Annotated in this window: 17 protein-coding genes; 13 read left to right on the top strand and 4 right to left on the bottom strand. The window is 67.2% G+C overall.

The genetic code is table 11. The annotated features are described in order from the left end of the window. The first annotated feature begins 77 nt into the window (after positions 1-77). The 5 genes from CXY91_RS26045 (at position 78) to CXY91_RS26025 (ending at position 6,294) form a co-directional block, all read left to right on the top strand. Positions 78-1,094, top strand: coding sequence for a TRAP transporter substrate-binding protein (locus CXY91_RS26045; RefSeq protein ID WP_100964745.1), 1,017 nt, complete (start codon positions 78-80; stop codon positions 1,092-1,094). Positions 1,095-1,130: 36 nt separating this feature from the next. Then, on the top strand, positions 1,131-3,008 hold the full coding sequence (locus tag CXY91_RS26040; protein WP_100964662.1) for a TRAP transporter large permease: 1,878 nt from the start codon (positions 1,131-1,133) through the stop codon (positions 3,006-3,008). Positions 3,009-3,033: 25 nt separating this feature from the next. Next, positions 3,034-3,573 (top strand): VOC family protein, encoded by a 540-nt coding sequence (locus tag CXY91_RS26035; RefSeq protein ID WP_092157499.1) that lies wholly within the window; start codon positions 3,034-3,036, stop codon positions 3,571-3,573. A 154-nt stretch (positions 3,574-3,727) separates the two neighbouring features. Continuing rightward, a complete protein-coding gene (locus tag CXY91_RS26030; RefSeq protein ID WP_100964659.1) occupies positions 3,728-5,005 on the top strand; it encodes a ribulose-bisphosphate carboxylase large subunit family protein in 1,278 nt (425 codons plus the stop codon). A gap of 2 nt (positions 5,006-5,007) precedes the next feature. Next, positions 5,008-6,294 carry a four-carbon acid sugar kinase family protein gene (locus CXY91_RS26025; protein WP_100964657.1) on the top strand — a complete coding sequence of 429 codons (1,287 nt, stop codon included), beginning with the start codon at positions 5,008-5,010 and terminating at the stop codon, positions 6,292-6,294. Positions 6,295-6,306: 12 nt separating this feature from the next. On the opposite strand, the gene CXY91_RS30395 is transcribed toward CXY91_RS26025, so the two are convergent. Then, positions 6,307-6,630 carry a hypothetical protein gene (locus tag CXY91_RS30395; protein ID WP_158673587.1) on the bottom strand — a complete coding sequence of 108 codons (324 nt, stop codon included), beginning with the start codon at positions 6,628-6,630 and terminating at the stop codon, positions 6,307-6,309. A gap of 221 nt (positions 6,631-6,851) precedes the next feature. Between CXY91_RS30395 and CXY91_RS26015 the strand changes: the two genes are divergently transcribed. The 3 genes from CXY91_RS26015 to CXY91_RS26005 all read left to right on the top strand — a co-directional run bounded on the left by CXY91_RS26015 (position 6,852) and on the right by CXY91_RS26005 (position 10,275). After that, complete coding sequence (locus CXY91_RS26015) at positions 6,852-8,375, top strand: serine hydrolase domain-containing protein (protein ID WP_100964653.1); 1,524 nt, start codon at positions 6,852-6,854, stop codon at positions 8,373-8,375. Next, a complete protein-coding gene (locus CXY91_RS26010; protein ID WP_100964651.1) occupies positions 8,372-9,955 on the top strand; it encodes an ABC transporter substrate-binding protein in 1,584 nt (527 codons plus the stop codon). Before CXY91_RS26015 ends, CXY91_RS26010 begins: the two co-directional genes overlap by 4 nt. Positions 9,956-10,068: 113 nt before the next feature. Further along, complete coding sequence (locus CXY91_RS26005) at positions 10,069-10,275, top strand: hypothetical protein (protein ID WP_158673586.1); 207 nt, start codon at positions 10,069-10,071, stop codon at positions 10,273-10,275. A gap of 2 nt (positions 10,276-10,277) precedes the next feature. Here the strand turns inward: CXY91_RS26005 and CXY91_RS26000 are convergent, their stop codons facing one another. Further along, positions 10,278-10,676 (bottom strand): hypothetical protein, encoded by a 399-nt coding sequence (locus CXY91_RS26000; RefSeq protein WP_091834816.1) that lies wholly within the window; start codon positions 10,674-10,676, stop codon positions 10,278-10,280. A 176-nt stretch (positions 10,677-10,852) separates the two neighbouring features. Between CXY91_RS26000 and CXY91_RS25995 the strand changes: the two genes are divergently transcribed. The 3 genes from CXY91_RS25995 (at position 10,853) to rfbB (ending at position 13,681) form a co-directional block, all read left to right on the top strand. Beyond that, positions 10,853-11,983: an anhydro-N-acetylmuramic acid kinase gene (locus CXY91_RS25995; protein WP_100964743.1), complete on the top strand. Its 1,131-nt coding sequence runs from the start codon at positions 10,853-10,855 to the stop codon at positions 11,981-11,983. 67 nt (positions 11,984-12,050) lie between these two features. After that, positions 12,051-12,629, top strand: coding sequence for a dTDP-4-dehydrorhamnose 3,5-epimerase (rfbC, locus tag CXY91_RS25990; RefSeq protein WP_100964648.1), 579 nt, complete (start codon positions 12,051-12,053; stop codon positions 12,627-12,629). After that, positions 12,626-13,681 carry a dTDP-glucose 4,6-dehydratase gene (gene rfbB, locus CXY91_RS25985; protein WP_100964646.1) on the top strand — a complete coding sequence of 352 codons (1,056 nt, stop codon included), beginning with the start codon at positions 12,626-12,628 and terminating at the stop codon, positions 13,679-13,681. Before rfbC ends, rfbB begins: the two co-directional genes overlap by 4 nt. A gap of 130 nt (positions 13,682-13,811) precedes the next feature. Here the strand turns inward: rfbB and CXY91_RS25980 are convergent, their stop codons facing one another. Beyond that, a complete protein-coding gene (locus tag CXY91_RS25980) occupies positions 13,812-14,543 on the bottom strand; it encodes a DUF899 domain-containing protein (RefSeq protein ID WP_100964643.1) in 732 nt (243 codons plus the stop codon). 68 nt (positions 14,544-14,611) lie between these two features. Between CXY91_RS25980 and CXY91_RS25975 the strand changes: the two genes are divergently transcribed. Together CXY91_RS25975 and CXY91_RS25970 are read left to right on the top strand one after the other, a co-directional pair. Continuing rightward, positions 14,612-15,076, top strand: coding sequence for a MarR family winged helix-turn-helix transcriptional regulator (locus tag CXY91_RS25975; protein ID WP_100964641.1), 465 nt, complete (start codon positions 14,612-14,614; stop codon positions 15,074-15,076). Between the two features lie 67 nt (positions 15,077-15,143). Then, positions 15,144-15,548: a VOC family protein gene (locus CXY91_RS25970; RefSeq protein ID WP_091834801.1), complete on the top strand. Its 405-nt coding sequence runs from the start codon at positions 15,144-15,146 to the stop codon at positions 15,546-15,548. Positions 15,549-15,633: 85 nt separating this feature from the next. On the opposite strand, the gene CXY91_RS25965 is transcribed toward CXY91_RS25970, so the two are convergent. Continuing rightward, a complete protein-coding gene (locus tag CXY91_RS25965; RefSeq protein ID WP_100964639.1) occupies positions 15,634-17,391 on the bottom strand; it encodes an ABC transporter substrate-binding protein in 1,758 nt (585 codons plus the stop codon). Positions 17,392-17,435: the final 44 nt, after the last annotated feature.

Here is a 17,435-nt window from a genome sequence, read left to right as displayed (position 1 = left end):
CATCAGATGCGATTTCTATGCTGAGCGTCAAGCACTCAAGAGCGATCAAATCGCATCAAGTCCGCAGGGAGGACATCATGACCGGACCGAGCCGCCGCACGCTCATCAAGGGCCTAGCCGCCGCCCCCGCCGCATCGCTGATCGGCATGCCCATGATCGCGCGCGCCGCTGAGATCGAGCTGAAATACGGCAACAACCTGCCGCTTAGCCACCCGCTCAACATCCGCGCCCAGCAGGCGGCCGAGCGCGTCGCCAAGGAGACGAACGGGCGGGTCGAGATCAAGATCTTCCCGAACAACCAGCTCGGCGGCGACACCGACATGCTGAGCCAGGTCCGCAATGGCGGAATCACCTTCTTCACCCCGTCGGCACTGGTGATCGCGACCTTGGTGCCGGTCGCGGCGATCAACGCGGTCGGCTTCGCCTTCGCCGACTATGACCAGGTCTGGAAGGCGATGGACGGGCCGGTCGGCGCGCATGTCCGCGCCGCCATCGAGAAGGTCAATCTCTATGCCTTCGAGAAGATGTGGGACAATGGCTTCCGCCAGATGACCACCTCGGGCAAGGCGATCGAGCAGGCGGCCGACATGGCCTCGCTCAAGATCCGCGTGCCGGTCTCGCCGCTCTCGATCTCGATGTTCAAGGCGCTCGGCGCAGCGCCCGCCAGCCTGCAGTTCTCCGAGGTCTATTCGGCGCTGCAGACCAAAGTCGTCGATGCACAAGAGAACCCGCTACCGATCATCCAGGTCGCCAAGCTCTACGAGGTCCAGAAGAGCTGCGCGGTCTCGAACCATATCTGGGACGGCTTCTGGTTCATTGCCAATGGCCGCGCCTGGAAGGGTCTGCCGCCGGATATCCAGAAGATCGTGGCGTCCGCGATCAACGATGCCGGCGTCGCCCAGCGCGGCGACATCAAGAGCCTCAACGAAACCGTGCAGGCCGATCTGCAGTCGAAGGGGCTTGCCTTCAACAAGACCAACCCCGACAGCTTCCGGGCCAAGCTCCGCGACGGCGGATTCTACAGGGAATGGCAGGAGCGCTTCGGCGCCGAAGCCTGGGGCCTGCTCGAGGGAGCGGTCGGCAAACTCGCCTGAGCGAGCGAGCCGCAGCCGAATTCTCGGGGAAACGCCATGGACGCTCACGCCGCCACTTTGCCGCCGCCGGTCATGCCGGCGACCGGCCTCGGTCGCCTCGCCGACAGGCTCGACCGCGCCGTCGGCACGGTGGTCGAGCTTGTCGCGGCCGTGCTCGTCCTTGCCGAGATCGTCATCTTGGGAGCGGGCGTCACCGCCCGCTACGCCTTCCACGCGCCCTTGGTCTGGTCGGACGAGCTCGCCTCGATCCTGTTCCTCTGGCTTTCCATGCTCGGCGCGGTGGTGGCGTTGCGCCGCGGCGAGCATATGCGCATGACCGGGCTCGTCACCCGCGTCGGCCCGCAGGCGCGCCTCCTGCTCGAGGCGTTCGCCATCACCGCCGCGATCGCCTTCCTGGTGATGATCCTGCCGGATGCGCTGGAATATGCCGGGGACGAGCGCTTCATCGTCACGCCGGCGCTGGAGATCGCCAACTCCTGGCGCGCCGCGGCGCTGCCGATCGGCATCGTCCTGATGCTGTTCGCCGCCTTCTGCCGGCTGCTGCGCTTCGGCTCCTGGAAGACCGTCGCGCTGGCTCTCGGGATCACCGTGGCGCTGATCGGCCTGTTCTATCTCGCGGGGCCGGTGCTGAAGCCGCTCGGCAAGCTCAACCTGGTGGTCTTCTTCGTCGGCGTCGTCGCGGCGAACGTCTTCGCCGGGGTGCCGATCGCCTTCTCCTTCGCGCTCGCCACCTTCGGCTATCTTGCGCTGACCACGTCCACGCCGATGGTCGTCATGGTCGGCCGGCTCGACGAGGGCATGAGCCATCTCATCCTGCTCGCCGTGCCGCTGTTCATCTTCCTCGGCGCGTTGATCGAGATGACCGGCATGGCCCGCGCCATGATCCAGTTCCTGGCCTCGCTGCTCGGCCATGTCCGCGGCGGGCTTTCCTATGTGCTGGTCGGCGCGATGTATCTGGTCTCCGGCATCTCCGGTTCGAAGATCGCCGACATGGCGGCGATCGCCCCTGTCCTGTTCCCGGAGATGCAGAAGCGCGGCGCCAAGCCCGGCGACCTCGTCGCGCTGCTCTCGGCGACGGGCGCGCAGACCGAGACGATCCCGCCCTCGATCGTGCTGATCACGATCGGCTCGGTCACCGGCGTCTCGATCGCGGCCCTGTTCACCGGCGGCATGCTGCCGGCGGTCGTGCTCGGCATCGCGCTCTGCTTCGTGGTCTGGTGGCGCAACCGGGGCGAGGATCTCAGCCAGGTCACCAAATATTCGAAGCACGAGATCGGCAGGCTCTGCCTGATCGCGGCGCCCGCCATCGCACTGCCCTTCGTCATCCGCGCCGCCGTCGTCGAGGGCGTCGCTACCGCGACCGAGGTCTCGACCATCGGCATCGCCTATGCAGTGCTGGCCGGCATCCTGATCTACCGACAGTTCGACTGGCGCCGGCTCAAGCGCATGCTGGTCGACACGGCCTCGCTCACCGGCGCGATCATCTTCATCATCGGCTGCGCCACAGCGATGGCCTGGGGCCTGACGCAATCGGGCTTCTCGCAGGACCTCGCCAAGGTGATGGCGGCCGTCCCGGGCGGCACCTGGGGCTTCCTCGCCATCTCGATCGTCGCCTTCGTCATCCTCGGCAGCGTGCTCGAGGGCATTCCGGCGATCGTGCTGTTCGGCCCGCTGCTCTTCCCGATCGCCAAGCAGATCGGCGTGCACGAAGTCCACTATTCGATGGTCGTGATCTTCGCGATGGGCATCGGGCTTTTCGCCCCGCCCTTCGGCGTCGGCTATTACGGCGCCTGCGCGATCTCGAAGATCAATCCCGACGAGGGGCTGAAATACATCTGGGCCTATGTCGCGGCCCTTTTGGTCGGCCTCGTCATCGTCGCCGCCGTGCCGTGGTTCTCCATCGGCTTCCTCTAGTCATCGTTGCAGGAAAGCACCCGCCATGAGCCGTCATTTTGGCCAGATCCGTCAGGCCGGCTATGTCGTCCCCGATATCGAGGCGGCAATGGACTATTGGAGCCGGGTGCTCGGCGTCGGGCCGTTCTTCTACAACCCGAAGGTCCCGATCAGGAACTACCGCTACAAGGGCGAAGCCTACGAACCGCATAACTCTGTGGCGCTCGCCAATTCCGGCCCGCTGCAGATCGAGCTGATCCAGTGCCGCAACGCGGTGCCGTCCATGTACAAGGACTTCACCGATGCCGGCCATAGTGGCCTGCAGCATGTCGCCTACTGGACCTCGGACTACGATGCCGACCTGGAGCGGCTGTTGGCGGAAGGCTTCAAGCCGGTGATGTCCGGCGAAGTCGGCGAGCGCGGCCGCTTCATCTATTTCGACACGCACTACCATCCCGGCACGGTGATCGAGCTCTCGGAGGTCGCCGGCCCCAAGGGCGAGATGTTCCGATTGATCCGCGAGGCGGCGGAAACTTGGGACGGCGAGGACCCGGTGCGCCCCTTCCCCGACCTCAGCAAGCTTTGACGCTTTCGCCTAGGCTCTGCGGTCGTCCCGGACGACCGCAGGGAGACCCGGGACCCATGCCTGAGCCCCACCGATAGATGCTCAGGCATGGGTCCGGGATCGGCGCCGCCGAAGGCGGCTTTTCCGGGACGACCGCCATGGTGAGTATCGCGACATGTCCGCTGCCGACCGTTTCACGGCCACCTATCTGATCGAGACGCCGCTCGATCCGCGCAAGGTCGCGGAAATCATGGCCGGCGAGCAGTCGAGCGGCACCTTCACCCGCGTTGCCGGCGAGACCGACGAACTGCGCGACCGCACCCGCGCCGTCGTCATCTCGGTCGAGGACCTCGATAGCGCTGCCGAACCGAGCCTGCCCAATGCCTGGCTGGCGCGGAAAGGCGTCGAGGGGCCGTGGCGTCGCGCCCGGATCACGCTCTCCTTCCCGGTCGACAATGTCGGTCCCAACCTGCCGACGCTGGCTTCGATCGTCGCGGGCAACCTGTTCGATCTCGGCGAGGTCACCGGGCTCCGGCTCGAGAGCATGGCGCTCCCAGCCGCCTATCGCCGTCTCTTCCCGTTGCCGACACGGGGCATCGCCGGCACCCGCCGGGCGACCGGCGTCATGGATGGCCCGATGATCGGCTCGATCATCAAGCCCAATGTCGGCCTGCGTCCCTTCGAGACCGCCGAGCTCGTCGGGCGGCTCTGCGCCGCCGGGCTCGACTTCATCAAGGACGATGAGGTCTCGGCTGATCCCGTGCATGCGCCGCTGGCCCAGCGCGTGCCGGCGGTGATGGCCGCGGTGCGCCGCCATCAGGACCGCACCGGCAAGGCGGTGATGGTCGCCTTCAACATCACCGCCGAAACCGACCAGATGCGCCGCCATGCCGAGCTGGTCGAGCGCGAGGGTGGCACCTGTGTGATGGTCAGCCTGAACTGGTGCGGCTTTTCGGCGGTCGAGACGCTGCGTCGCTCGACCAGCCTTGCCCTGCACGGCCACCGTAACGGTTTTGGCGCGCTCTCGCGCCATCCATTGCTCGGCATCGGCTTCCAGGCCTACCAGACGCTTTGGCGGCTCGCCGGCGTCGACCACATGCATGTCCACGGCTTGCAGGGGAAGTTTGCACAGGAGGACGGGGAGGTCGTGACCTCCGCCAGGGATTGCGTGACGCCGCTGGCGGATGGCATCGACGATCGCGTGCTACCCGCCTTCTCCTCCGGGCAATGGGCCGGCACGGCGCAGCCGACCTGGGACGCGATCGGCCATGACGATCTGCTGTTCATGGCGGGAGGTGGCATCCTCGCCCATCCCGGCGGGCCGGCGGCCGGCGTCGCCAGCATCCGCCAGGCCTGGGCTGCGGTCGCGGCCGGCCTGCCGCTGGGCGAAGCGGCGAAGAGCCATGACGAACTCGCGCAGGCGCTCGCCTTCTTTGGCAAGAGCGGCGGCTGAGCATGGCTGAGGCGGCACCCTGCTACGGCTGGTATGGCGACGACTTCACCGGTGCGACCGACACGCTCGCGACGCTGGCGGAGGCCGGACAGCGCGCTCTGCTCTTCCTGCAAATCCCGACGGCCCAGCAGCTTGCGAGCGCCGGATCGCTCGACGCGGTCGGCATTGCGGGGGCGACACGAGCGATGGCGCCCGAGGCCATGGCGCGGGAGCTGGAAGAAGCGGGGCGCTTCTTCGCCACGCTCGGTATCGGCCTGCTGCACTACAAATGCTGCTCGACCTTCGACAGCGCTCCGGATGTCGGCAGCCTCGGCGCGGCGGCACGGGCCTTGCGGCCGCATTTTCCCAATCCATGTCTGCCGGTGATCGGCGGCCAGCCCAATCTCGGGCGCTACTGTCTGTTCGGCACTCTCTTCGCTGCGGCGGGCGCGGGCGGCGTCGTTCACCGAATCGACCGCCACCCGACGATGAGCGTCCATCCGGTGACGCCGATGGGCGAGGCGGATCTGCGGCGGCATCTCCAGGCGCAGGGGCTGGAGCGCGCCGCGCTCGTCGATTACCGCAGCCATGAAGGCGAGGGCGGGCGACGGGCCTTGGACGCTGCGCTCGCTGGAGCGCCCGAAGCCGTCCTTTTCGACGTCTCGCGCCCGTCCGACCTCGCCGCGATCGGCGCCCTGCTGCGCGAGCGCATGAGTGCGGGGCCGATGCTTGCAATCGGCGCCAGCTCGGTGGCACAGGCGATTGCCGGCTTCCCGCAGACCCCCAAGGCCGAGATGCCAAAGCTCGCTCGCTCCGCTTCCGGTGGCAATCTGCTCGCTCTGGTCGGCAGCTTGTCGCCTGTGACCCGCGCCCAGGTCGAGCTCGCCCAGGGCTATGAGCGGATCGCGATCGATCCGGCGCGACTCACTCGCGAACCCGCTTATCTGGAAGCGCTGCGCATCGAAGCCCTGGCCAGCTTGGAACAGAGCAACGTCATGCTGATCACCGACAAGCCGGCCGGCGTACCGGCCGAGACCGGGAAGGTCGCGGCCGCGACCGGAGCGCTGCTGCGAGCGATCATGAGCGACGCGCGGATCAAACGGCTGGTCGTCGCCGGCGGCGACACCTCGACGCTGGCGATCCGCGCGCTCGATCTCTGGGGCCTGTCCTATCGCTCGCCCTGCACGCCGGGCGCGCCGCTCTGCCGCGCCCATAGCGATGATCCCCGGCTCGATGGCCTCGATATCGTGCTGAAGGGCGGCCAGATGGGCACACCCGATTTCTTCAACCGCGTCGCAGAGACGGCCTGAGCCGGTCTCGGCCTACGGGCAGACGTAGCCGCCCTGGTTGTCGGGCACGCAGCGCGCGCCGTTGGGCAGGTTGAGGGCGCCGGAGCGATCGCGGCGGACATAGGCGCCGTTGGGCAGGGAAAAGCCGCCGCTCTGGTCGGTCTGGACGCGCGTTCCATCAGGCAGTTGCAGGCCACCAGCGCCGTCGCTGACGATGCGCTTGGTCATTACGGTGGTGCCGGGCGCGGGGCTGGGGGCCAGGCCGGGAGGCGGGGCGCCGAAGCGCTGCGGCTGCGAGCAACCTGCCACGATACCGGTAAGACCAATCGCCCCGGCCACAATAAACGCACGTTTCATCCCAATCCGCCTCCTCAATATCGCTTCATCAAATCCGCAGTCTCCGACAGGGCCGGGCTCCGGTCCAGCGCGCCGCCGCGCGCGTGGCAGGATCGTCCAGCGAATGTGCCGCTTTCATGACGATAGGGGTTGAACGTCAGCGCATGGCTGAGAGGATTGCCTGATCGCCCTCTCATCCGCGACAGTTCCAACCGGGACGGAACGGCGGAGCAGGACAGCGCATGGTCGACTGGACGAAGGGACGCGGCGAGGCACAGGCGATCGCCGAGCCATGGACGCGGCAAGGCGGACCGGGCGGGGCGATCGTGCTGTTCGACAGCGATGGCGTGCGCGAGAGCGCAAGCGGCGGCTTCGCGGTGATCGAGCACCGCCTCCCGTTCACGCCCGACACCCAGAATCGGTTGGCCTCGATCAGCAAGCATATCTGCGCGGCCCTTCTGTTGCGCGAGGGGGTATCGCTGGAGGAAACGCTCGCCAGCTTCATCCCTGAGCTACCCCGGGCACTTGGCGCCGTGCCGCTCGGCCGGGCGCTCGACATGACCGGCGCGCTGCCGGACATGATGGAGGCGCTCTGGCAGCAGGGAACGCCGTTCACCGCGAGTCTGTCCGCCTCCGAGATCTTCGCCGCTGCCTGCCGCCTGCCCGGGCTCAACGGCGAGCCAGGCAGCGAGATGGCCTACTCGAACACTGGTTGGCGCCTGGCGCAGGCGATCCTCGAACGTCGGACCAGCAAGGGCGCCGCGCAACTGGTCGAGGAGCTGATGGCGCCAGCCACGCTGCCGATCCGCTTCGTCTCCGACGAGAGCGAGGTCGTCCCCGGGCTCGCTACCGGCTACTGGCATGACGGGCAGGGCTGGCGGCGCGGCTTTTACGGCTTCAACTTCTCGGCGTCTGGCGGCATGGCCGGCAGCGCGGCCGGGCTGGCGCGCTGGGCGGCGGGGCTGATGGCCGGGCGCGAGCCGTATGCCGGGCTGCTCGACCGGCTCGCCGCGCCGCGCCAGTTCGTCGATGGCAGCCAGAGCGGCTACCGGCTCGGCCTAGTCGCGAGCCGGCTCGGCGGTACCCGGATTATCGGCCATGGCGGCTCGCTGACGGGCTATCGCAACCACATGCTGATGGCGCCGGAGCTGGGCGTCGGCGTCGTCGTGCTGACCAATCGCGAGGAGGATGCGCTCTGGCCGGCGCTGCGCGTGCTGACGGCGCTGCTCGGTGAGGCGCTGCCTGACGATCCCGAGCGTGTTCCAACCGGGCTATACGCGGCCGAGGACGGGCCGTTCTGGGCCGAGTTCGCTGCCGGCGCGATCAGCGTCATGGGCGGCTATGAGAAGCTGGTCTCGGATGGCGACGGCGGCCTGCGCAGCCTGCCGGCCTATCTCGACATTGCCCTGAAGGCCGATCCCGACGGCGCGTTCAGCGGCCGGATCGGCGGCGTGCCGCGCCGGCTGCTGCCGGTGCCGCCCGAGACGATGCTCGACGAGCGCCTCGTCGGGCGCTGGCGCGACGAGCGGCTCGAGGTCGAGATCACGATCAGTGCCGACGGCACCGCATCCTGGCCCTGGGCCGGGACGGTCGGCCTCACAACCCCGCTGACGCCGCTGCCCGGCGGGCGGGCGCTTGCCGACCTGAAGCATGGCCCGTGGCGGCATCGGCCTTGCCTCTGGCTGCAGCCGGACGGCAGCCTGCGGCTCGCCAGCCATCGTTCACGCATCCTGCATTTCCAACGTATCGAGGGAGGCCAGTCATGACCCGATCCCGCCTTGTCGCTGCTCTGTTCGGCACAACCGCGCTGCTGCTCGCCGCTGGCGCGCAGGCACAGCCGGCACCGAAAAACGTGCTGCGGGTGGCGCCGCATGCCGACCTCAAGACGCTCGATCCCGTCGCCGCCTCGATCGTCATCACCCGCATGCACGGGCTGATGATCTACGAGAGCCTGTTCGCCTGGGACGCCAATCTCCAGGCGAAGCCGCAGATGGTCGAGAGCTTCTCGACCTCGGACGACAAGCTCTCCTGGACCTTCACCTTGCGGCCGGGCCTGAAATTCCATGACGGCCAGTCGGTGACCACGCGCGACGTCATCGCCTCGCTGGCTCGCTGGATGAAGCGCGACACGATCGGCGGCAAGCTCGGCGAGTACACCGAAGGGATGGAGGCGAAGGACGAGCGAACCTTCGTGCTCAAGCTGAAGCGGCCCATGGCGCTGGTGCCGTTCGCGCTCGGCTCGGCGGTGGGCCAGATCCCGGTGATCATGCGCGAGGCGGATGCCGCGACCGACCCGATGAAGCCGGTGACCGAGACGATCGGTTCCGGCCCGTTCAGGTTCAACCGCGCCGAATGGCGCAGCGGCGCCAAGGTCGTCTACGACAAGAACCCCGATTATGTGCCGCGCTCGGAGCCGGCCGACGGGCTCGCCGGCGGGCGGATCGTCAAGGTCGACCGCGTCGAGTGGTTGATCATGCCGGACGCGGCGACGGCCGCGGCCGCGCTGCAGACCGGTGAGATCGACATCTGGGAGCAGCCGAGCCAGGATCTGATCCCGGTGGTCGCCGCGGCCAGGGACGTCAAGGTCGAACGCTATTCCAATCTCGCCAACCAGGTGATGCTGCGGCCCAACAGCCTGCATCCGCCCTTCGATAACCCCAAGGCGCGGCTCGCTCTTGCCTATGCCACCGACCAGGCCGAGTTTTTGGCCGGCGGCTTCGGCGACGAGGACTGGTGGAAGCGCTGCGCCGCTTATTTCATCTGCGGCGGGCCGAACGGCACGGAAGCCGGCACGGAGGGCTATTCCAAGCCCGATCTGGAGAAGGCGAAGCAATTGCTGGCGGAGGCCGGCTACAAGGGCGAGAAGCTCGTCCTGACCACCAGCAACGACATCGCCGCGATCGGCCGGATGGCCGAGGTCGCTGCCGCGCAGCTCAAGAAGGTCGGAATCAACGTCGACGTCCAGTTCTCCGACTGGGGCACCGTCACCACCCGCCAGCAGAACAAGAGCCCGCCGGACCAGGGCGGCTGGAACCTGTTCGTGACCTATGCCTCGGGCGCGACCATGCAGTCGCCGATGACCAATATCGGCACCAACATGGCCTGCGAGAAGGCCTGGGCCGGCTGGCCTTGCGATGCCGAAGCCGAGAAGCTGCGCGGCGCCGTGGTCGATGCGCCCGACGATGCCGCCCGCAAGGCGGCGGTCGAGGCATTGCACAAGCGCCTGGCCGAGGTGCAGCCCTATCGCGTGCTCGGCCAGTTCGAGCAGCCCTATGCCAGGCGCAGCTCGGTCTCGGGCGTGCTGGCGGCGCCGGTGATGCTGTTCTGGAACGTCGAGAAGAAGTGAGTGCCCAAGGTCGAAAGATCGGGCGTTAACCGGTTCCTGACCGATTGCGGGCGAGACTCGGGAGAACGATTCGCCTTCCTAGTCTCGTGAGACGCGTAATGGGTCAGGTCCTGATGGGTCAGGTTTTGCAGTTCCGCTTGAAGCCGCCGGCCGTCATGGGCGATGGCGATGCGCTCGACCTGATGTCGGCGATCGACTTCGCCTTGCGTGACCTCGCCGACATCACACCGCATATCCTGCATGAGCCGAGCCGCGAGCAGGCGCGGCAGTGCCGGCAGATGCTGCAGGACGCTTTCGACGCCGCACTGCAGGCCGGCTGAGCTCAGTCGCGCCTGACATCGACGACATAGCCCTCGTCGTTGACGACGACGCGGATACCATCGCCCTCATCGTCGATGCCCGAGACGATCCAGACCCCGCGGCGGCGGCTGACGTTCTCGACATCGACCACGCCGCGGCGGCGGGCGATGCGCACCGCGTCGCGCCGGCTGATGCCGTAGTCGCCGTCATCGTCGTCATAGGCGGGCGCCGGCGGCCGGGGCGCGCGCGGTGGCGGCGGAGCAAGATCGGGCGCCGGAGCGGGTCCCGGCCCCGGTCCAGGCCCGGGCGGGGGAACGGCTCGCGGCGGCGCGCCGATACCGCCGCTCAGAGCCTGAGCCATCACCGATCCCGTCGGAACGAGGCCGAGGCAGGCAGTTAGGACGAAGCGACGGGTCAGCATGGCCGATCTCCAGAAGAGGCTTGCCTTGCGTAAGCGGCGATTGGGTCGGAATCGGGACGGGATTGCGGGCGAAGCTGGCCTGTGACAGGCATCGCCAGAGCCAGTCCAGCAAGTGCGTGCAGCGGTTTCGCGTCCGCAATTGCGTGAGATTGCGGGACGAGAGGGAGATGCGGCGCATGCAAGCCTGGGCGATCGGCCTGATGACCGGAACGGTCCTCGACGGCAATATCGACATCGCCGCGATCCGCACCGATGGCACTGTTGTCGCCGAGTTCGGACCGTGGCGCCTCTCGCCCTATCGCCAGGAGGTCCGCGACCTGTTGGCTGAGGCGGTCCAGGCGGCGCTCGGCTGGCGCTTCGAGGGGCCGGAGCCGGCGATTTTCGCTGAGGCCGAGCGTGCTCTGACGCTGGCGCAAGGCGAAGCCGTCGCCGAGTTCCTTGCCTCTGAGGGCATCGCTTCGAGCGAAGTCGCAGCGATCGGCTTCCATGGTCAGACCGTGCTGCACCGCGCCCCGACCAGGGAGCGTAAGGGCGACACCCGTCAGCTCGGCGACGGGGCGCTCATGGCACGGCAGCTCGGTATCGACGTCGTCTACGATTTCCGCACCGCCGATGTCCGCGCCGGCGGCCAGGGCGCGCCGCTGGTCGCAAGCTATCATGCTGCGCTGATGGCCAGCATCGGGGCCGGGCAGGAGACGGCCGTGCTCAATCTCGGCGGTGTCGGCAATCTCAGCGCGTTCGCCGATGCCGAACGTGTCCTCGCTTTCGATACCGGGCCGGGCAATGCGCCGCTCAACGACTGGATCAAGCGGCACGGCAAGGGCGAGATGGACCGCGACGGCGCCTTCTCGCTTGCGGGCACTGTCGACGAGGCCCGGCTCGCGCTGCTGCTCGAGCACCGCTATCTCTTCGCGCCCTACCCGAAATCGCTCGATCGCTACGACTTCACCGCGGCCATGGCCGACGGCCTCACCTTTGAGAACGGGGCGGCGACGCTGACCGCCTTCACTGCCGGTGCCGTCGGGCGTGGGCTCGACTTGCTGCCGGTCAGGCCACGGAGGCTGATCGTTTGCGGCGGCGGGCGGCGCAACCCGGCGATCATGGCGGCGCTCAATGCCCGCACGGGCACGCAGGCGGTTCCGGCCGAGACGGTCGGCTGGCGCGGCGATGCGATCGAGGCGGAGTGCTTCGCCTTCCTGGCCATGCGCCGCAAGGCCGGCCTGCCGATCTCCTTCCCGCTCACCACCGGCGTCTCGGAGCCGATGACGGGCGGGCGGATCGCAAGAGCCGGGTCCGGCTTGGATTGAAGCAATCTGATCGCAACGCACTCCCGCGGACGTTGACGGCGCGCGCCAGCGAGGGTTCAAGGGCGGCATGAGCAAGTTCGCCTTCGAGCCCCTCGCCATCCCGGCCGTCGTGCTGATCAAGCCGAAGAAATTCGGCGATGCGCGCGGCTACTTCCTGGAAACCTATAGCGTCGAGGCCTTCGCGGCAGCCGGCATCGATGCTGTCTTCGTCCAGGACAACCAGTCGCTTTCGGTGACACCTGGCGTGGTGCGTGGCCTGCATTTCCAGGGGCCGCCGGCGCCGCAGGCCAAGCTGATCCGGGTGCTGAAGGGCGCGATCTTCGACGTTACCGTCGATATCCGCGTGGGCTCGCCGAGCTATGGCAGATGGTGCGCGACGACGCTCACCGCCGAAGGCGCCGAGCAGCTCTTCGTGCCGCGTGGCTTCGCGCATGGCTTCTGCACGCTCGAGCCCAATACCGAGGTCGTCTACAAGGTCGACGGACCCTATGCGCCGGAGACCGAGGGCGGCATCGCCTGGAACGACCCTGATCTCGCGATCGATTGGCCGGTCGCAGCCGCCGAGGCGCAGCTCTCGGGCAAGGACGCCGCCCTGCCCGGCTTTGCCGGTTTTGCCAGCCCGTTCCGCTACGAGGCCCGGCCGTGAAGCGCTATCTCGTCACCGGCGGGGCCGGCTTCATCGGTTCGGCCGTGGTGCGCCACCTGATCCGGCAGACGCCGCACCAGGTGCTGGTCGTCGACAAGCTGACCTATGCGGGCAATCGCGACAATCTCGAACCTGTCTCGAACGATCCGCGGCTCACCTTCCTCCAGGCCGATATCGGCGACGTCGCGGCGATGCGGCAGGCCTTTGCCGAGTTCCGACCCGACATCGTCATGCACCTGGCGGCCGAGAGCCATGTCGACCGCTCGATCGATGGGCCGGCCGCCTTCATCGAGACCAATGTCGTCGGCTCCTTCGTGCTGTTGCAGGAGGCGCTGCGGCACTGGCGCGCGCTGCCGCCGGCCGAGCAGGCCAGCTTCCGCTTTCATCAGATCTCGACCGACGAGGTCTTCGGCTCGCTCGGCGAGGACGGGCTGTTCAGCGAGACCTCGCCATACCAGCCGAACTCGCCCTATTCGGCCTCGAAGGCAGCCTCCGATCAGCTGGTGCGAGCCTGGCACCACACTTACGGCCTGCCGGTCGTGCTCTCGAACTGCTCGAACAATTACGGGCCCTATCACTTCCCCGAGAAGCTGATCCCGCTGATGATCCTCAACGCGCTCGAGGGCAAGGACCTGCCGGTCTACGGCTCCGGCGCCCAGATCCGAGACTGGCTGCATGTCGAGGACCATGCCCGCGCACTCGCCCTGATCGCCGAAGGCGGGCGGGTCGGCGAGAGCTACAATGTCGGCGGCTCGGCCGAACGCAGCAATCTCGAGGTGGTCAAGGCGATCTGCGCGCTGATGGACGAGCTTGCGCCCGATGCAGCGCTCGGCTCGCGCGACAACCTGATCCGTTTCGTCGCCGACCGTCCCGGCCATGATCAGCGCTATGCGATCGATGCCAGCAAGATCGAGCGCGAGCTCGGCTGGCGGCCACAGGAGAGCTTCGAGAGCGGTTTGCGGAAGACGGTCGCCTGGTATCTGGAGAACCGCGACTGGTGGGGCCGGATCCGCTCCGGCGTCTATCGCGGCGAGCGGCTCGGCGCCGGTTGAAATCCCTTGCTGCTGGCGGCCGCTCGCAGCCCGGCCGCGACGGTCATCGAAAAACACGCGCCCCAAGCCCGTTCCCTGCCGGGAGCGGGCATCCCACCGACCCTATGCGCGTGGTCTTGCCTGCGCCGCCTCAGGCAGCGCAGCAGCTGTGAGCCTTCGGCCTGTCCTCGTATTCGTCGTGGCGCTTCACGAAGCTCAGCGTCGAGGTCTCGTTGCGGCCCTTCGGCGCGCGGTCGAGGATCATCAGCGTCGCCAGCATTTCCTCACCGCCGCGGGAATAGCCCGAATAGGTGTGGAACACCTCGCCCGCCTCGTTGCGGATGAAGGAGCTGAGGCCGGGCAATTCGTCATGGGCCTGCTCCGACGGTGTCTGTGTGAAGTTGTAGAGCACCGCGCCCTCGGCCAGCTCTTCCTGGGTGAAGGAGACGTGGTGGTCGAAGTTGAAATCGCCGCCGAAGGACGAGACCCAGGGCACGCTCCAGCCCATGCGCGTCTTGTAGGCCTCGATCTTGGCGAGCGGCGCCCGCGAGATCATCACCAGCGTGACGTCGTGGTTGTTGAGATGCGCCAGCGTACCGCCGAGATGATCGGCCATGAAGGAGCAGCCGGGGCATCCCGCCTCCCAGTCCGGCCCGAACATGAAATGGTAGACAACCAGCTGGCTGCGGCCGTCGAACAGCTCGGCCAGTGTCTTCTTGCCCGCGGGCGTGTCAAAGACGTAAGTCTTGTCGACCCTGACCCAGGGCAGGGCCAGCCGCTCGGCATTGATCTCGTCGCGCAGCCGCGTGAACTCCTTCTCGCGGGCGAGCAGGGCCTTGCGCGCATCCAGCCAGTCGGACCGGGAAACCACCTGATGCTCCATCATCGCCTCCTTGCAGCACCCAACCCTTCAGCCTATTCTTAATTAGTTGATATCAACATATCTGAACGATGTCAAAATCACTGGAAGCACCCATCGAATCCCTCGTCCCCTTCGCCACGACGCTGCATGTGCGCGACCATTGCCTGTGCCTGCACATCCAGCGCGCGGCGCGGACGCTGGCGCGATTGTTCGACGAGGCGCTGCGGCCGGTCGACCTGACCAATCAGCAATTCTCCCTCCTGATGTCGCTGAACCGGCCGGAGCCGCCGCCGCTCGGCCCGGTCGCGACTCTGCTCGGCATGGACCGGACGACGCTGACCGCGGCGCTGAAGCCGCTCGAGCGCCGTGGCCTCGTCGTCGTGACTACCGGCGAGAAGGACCGCCGCAGCCGGCTCCTGGCAATTACGCCGGAGGGAATTGCGCTGCTCGCGCGAGCCATGCCGATCTGGCAGCGCACGCATGACGAGGTCGATGCCCGTCTCGGCGACTTCGAACCGGCCAGGCTCAGGCAGGCGCTTCAGGCCGTGTCATAGCCGGGCCACATCACCTCGGCTCAATGGCGGGCCTTCCGACAGATGATCCCGACGCAAGGAGCAAGGCATGCCCCAGATGATCTTCGTCAACCTGCCGGTGAAGGACCTCGAGGCGTCGAAGGCGTTCTTCACGGCGCTCGGCTTTTCCTTCAATCCGCAATTCACGGACGAGACCGCCGCCTGCATGGTTATCAGCGACACGATCTTCGCGATGCTGCTAACCCATGAGAAATTCGCGAGCTTCTCGCCGAAGCCGATCGCCGATACCAGCCAGTCGCTGGAGGTCCTGATCGCGCTCTCCCGGGACAGTCGCGAGGCGGTCGATGCGATCGTCGCGGCGGCACTCGGGGCCGGCGGCACGACCTTCAGCGAGCCGAAGGATTACGGCTTCATGTACGCCCATGGCTTCCTGGATCTCGACGGCCATGTCTGGGAGGTGATGTGGATGGACGAGAGCGCGACGCAGCAATAACCCGTCTGGCAAGGCCCATCAAACAATCGGGGGCGCGGCATTGCTGCCGCGCCCCTTTTGCACGTCCGAGCCGGGAGGAGGGGGCTCAGCCGCGCTTAGGGGGAGACGCTGGCCAGCTCTTGATCAGCGTGTCGTAGTCGATCGTCTCGCCCTTCGGCTTCTCGTTGGCGAGCTTGCGCTGCGGCGCCAGCGTGCCGGCCTTCTCGGCCTTGGCGAACCACTCTTCCGCCGTGGTGCGCGGGTTGAGCTTCGGCCCGCAATCGCCTTGCACGCCGGAGCGTTCCAGGCGCTCCATCACGGAGTCCTGCGCCGCTGCCAGCGCATCCATCGCCGCCTGCGGCGTCTTGGCGCCGGAGGAGGCGTCGCCGATGTTCTGCCACCAGAGCTGGGCGAGGCGCGGATAGTCCGGGACGTTGTTGCCGGTCGGGGTCCACTGCACGCGCGCCGGCGAGCGGTAGAACTCGATCAGCCCCCCGAGCTGCGGAGCGCGTTCGGTGAAGCTCTTGTCCCAGATGTCGCTCTCGCGGATGAAGGTCAGGCCGACATGGCTCTTCTTCAGGCTGACCGTCTTCGAGACGATGAACTGCAGATAGAGCCAGGCCGCCTTGCGGCGCTCGACCGGGGTCGAGTTCAGCAGGGTCGCCGATCCCGCATCCTGGTAGCCGAGCTTCATCCCGTCCTTCCAGTAGGCACCCTTGGGCGAGGGCGCCATGCGCCATTTCGGCTTGCCGTCCGAGCTCATCACCGGCAGGCCGGGCTTGACCATGTCGGCGGTGAAGGCGGTGTACCAGAAGATCTGCTGGGCGATCGTGCCCTGCGCCGGCACCGGGCCGGATTCGCCGAAGGTCATGCCCTGCGCCTGCGGCGGGGCATATTTCTTCAGCCAGTCGACATATTTGGTGATCGAGTAGACCGCAGCCGGGCCGTTGGTGTCGCCGCCGCGTTCGACTGCGGAGCCGACCGGACGGCAGCCCTCCATGCGGATGCCCCATTCGTCGACGGGGAGGCCGTTCGGGATGCCCTTGTCGCCATTGCCGGCCATGGAGAGCCAGGCGTCGGTGAAGCGCCAGCCGAGCGAGGGGTCCTTCTTGCCATAATCCATATGGCCGAAGATCTTGGTGCCGTCGATCTCCTTGACGTCGTTGGTGAAGAACTCGGCGATGTCCTCATAGGCCGACCAGTTCACGGGCACGCCGAGATCGTAGCCGTATTTGGCCTTGAATTTCTCCTTGAGGTCGGCGCGCTGGAACCAGTCGTAGCGGAACCAGTAGAGGTTCGCGAACTGCTGCACCGGCAGCTGATAGAGCTTGCCGTCCGGCCCGGTGCCGAAGGACTTGCCGATGAAGTCGTCGATGTCGAGGTTCGGGTTGGTGACGTCCTTGCCTGGGCCGGCCATCCAGTCGGTCAGGTTGGTCGCCTGCTTGTAGCGGAAATGCGTGCCGATCAGGTCGGAATCGTTGATCCAGCCATCATAGATGTTCTTGCCGGACTGCATCTGCGTCTGGATCTTCTCGACCACGTCGCCTTCCTGGATCAGGTCGTGCGTCAGCTTGATTCCGGTGATCTCGCTGAAGGCCTTGGCCAGGGTCTTGGCCTCGTATTCATGCGTGGTGATCGTCTCCGAGACGATGTTGATCTCCATGCCGGCGAAGGGCTTCGCGGCATTGATGAACCATTCCATCTCCTTCATCTGCTCGTCCTTGGAGAGCGTCGAAGGCTGGAACTCGCTGTCGATCCATTTGCGTGCCTCTTCGGGGCCGGCGAGGGCCGGTCCGGCGGCGAGCGTCAGCGCGAACAGGCTGGCGCCGGCGAGGCAGGAGAGGTGTGTCTTGAGCGTCGTCATCGTTGTCCTCCGATGTTCCCTTTGGAATGCCGCCCGTTCTCCGG

This window comes from Allobosea sp. FBZP-16 (assembly GCF_002831785.1).
In the GTDB taxonomy this organism is placed as follows: Bacteria; Pseudomonadota; Alphaproteobacteria; order Rhizobiales; family Beijerinckiaceae; genus Allobosea; species Allobosea lupini.
The sequence above is the reverse complement of the archived record's forward strand: the minus strand, read 5'-3'. Positions and strand labels throughout refer to the sequence as shown.

Excerpts from the sequence above, each read along its gene's own strand:
- CXY91_RS25975 (WP_100964641.1), top strand. The coding sequence starts at position 14,612 with ATGTCAAAATCACTGGAAGCACCCATCGAATCCCTCGTCCCCTTCGCC.
- CXY91_RS26030 (WP_100964659.1), top strand. The coding sequence starts at position 3,728 with ATGTCCGCTGCCGACCGTTTCACGGCCACCTATCTGATCGAGACGCCG.
- CXY91_RS26025 (WP_100964657.1), top strand. The coding sequence starts at position 5,008 with ATGGCTGAGGCGGCACCCTGCTACGGCTGGTATGGCGACGACTTCACC.
- CXY91_RS26035 (WP_092157499.1), top strand. The coding sequence starts at position 3,034 with ATGAGCCGTCATTTTGGCCAGATCCGTCAGGCCGGCTATGTCGTCCCC.
- CXY91_RS26040 (WP_100964662.1), top strand. The coding sequence starts at position 1,131 with ATGGACGCTCACGCCGCCACTTTGCCGCCGCCGGTCATGCCGGCGACC.
- rfbC (WP_100964648.1), top strand. The coding sequence starts at position 12,051 with ATGAGCAAGTTCGCCTTCGAGCCCCTCGCCATCCCGGCCGTCGTGCTG.
- CXY91_RS25970 (WP_091834801.1), top strand. The coding sequence starts at position 15,144 with ATGCCCCAGATGATCTTCGTCAACCTGCCGGTGAAGGACCTCGAGGCG.
- CXY91_RS26045 (WP_100964745.1), top strand. The coding sequence starts at position 78 with ATGACCGGACCGAGCCGCCGCACGCTCATCAAGGGCCTAGCCGCCGCC.
- CXY91_RS26010 (WP_100964651.1), top strand. The coding sequence starts at position 8,372 with ATGACCCGATCCCGCCTTGTCGCTGCTCTGTTCGGCACAACCGCGCTG.
- CXY91_RS25980 (WP_100964643.1), bottom strand. The coding sequence starts at position 14,543 with ATGGAGCATCAGGTGGTTTCCCGGTCCGACTGGCTGGATGCGCGCAAG.
- CXY91_RS26000 (WP_091834816.1), bottom strand. The coding sequence starts at position 10,676 with ATGCTGACCCGTCGCTTCGTCCTAACTGCCTGCCTCGGCCTCGTTCCG.
- CXY91_RS30395 (WP_158673587.1), bottom strand. The coding sequence starts at position 6,630 with ATGAAACGTGCGTTTATTGTGGCCGGGGCGATTGGTCTTACCGGTATC.
- CXY91_RS26015 (WP_100964653.1), top strand. The coding sequence starts at position 6,852 with ATGGTCGACTGGACGAAGGGACGCGGCGAGGCACAGGCGATCGCCGAG.
- CXY91_RS25995 (WP_100964743.1), top strand. The coding sequence starts at position 10,853 with ATGCAAGCCTGGGCGATCGGCCTGATGACCGGAACGGTCCTCGACGGC.
- CXY91_RS26005 (WP_158673586.1), top strand. The coding sequence starts at position 10,069 with ATGGGTCAGGTTTTGCAGTTCCGCTTGAAGCCGCCGGCCGTCATGGGC.
- CXY91_RS25965 (WP_100964639.1), bottom strand. The coding sequence starts at position 17,391 with ATGACGACGCTCAAGACACACCTCTCCTGCCTCGCCGGCGCCAGCCTG.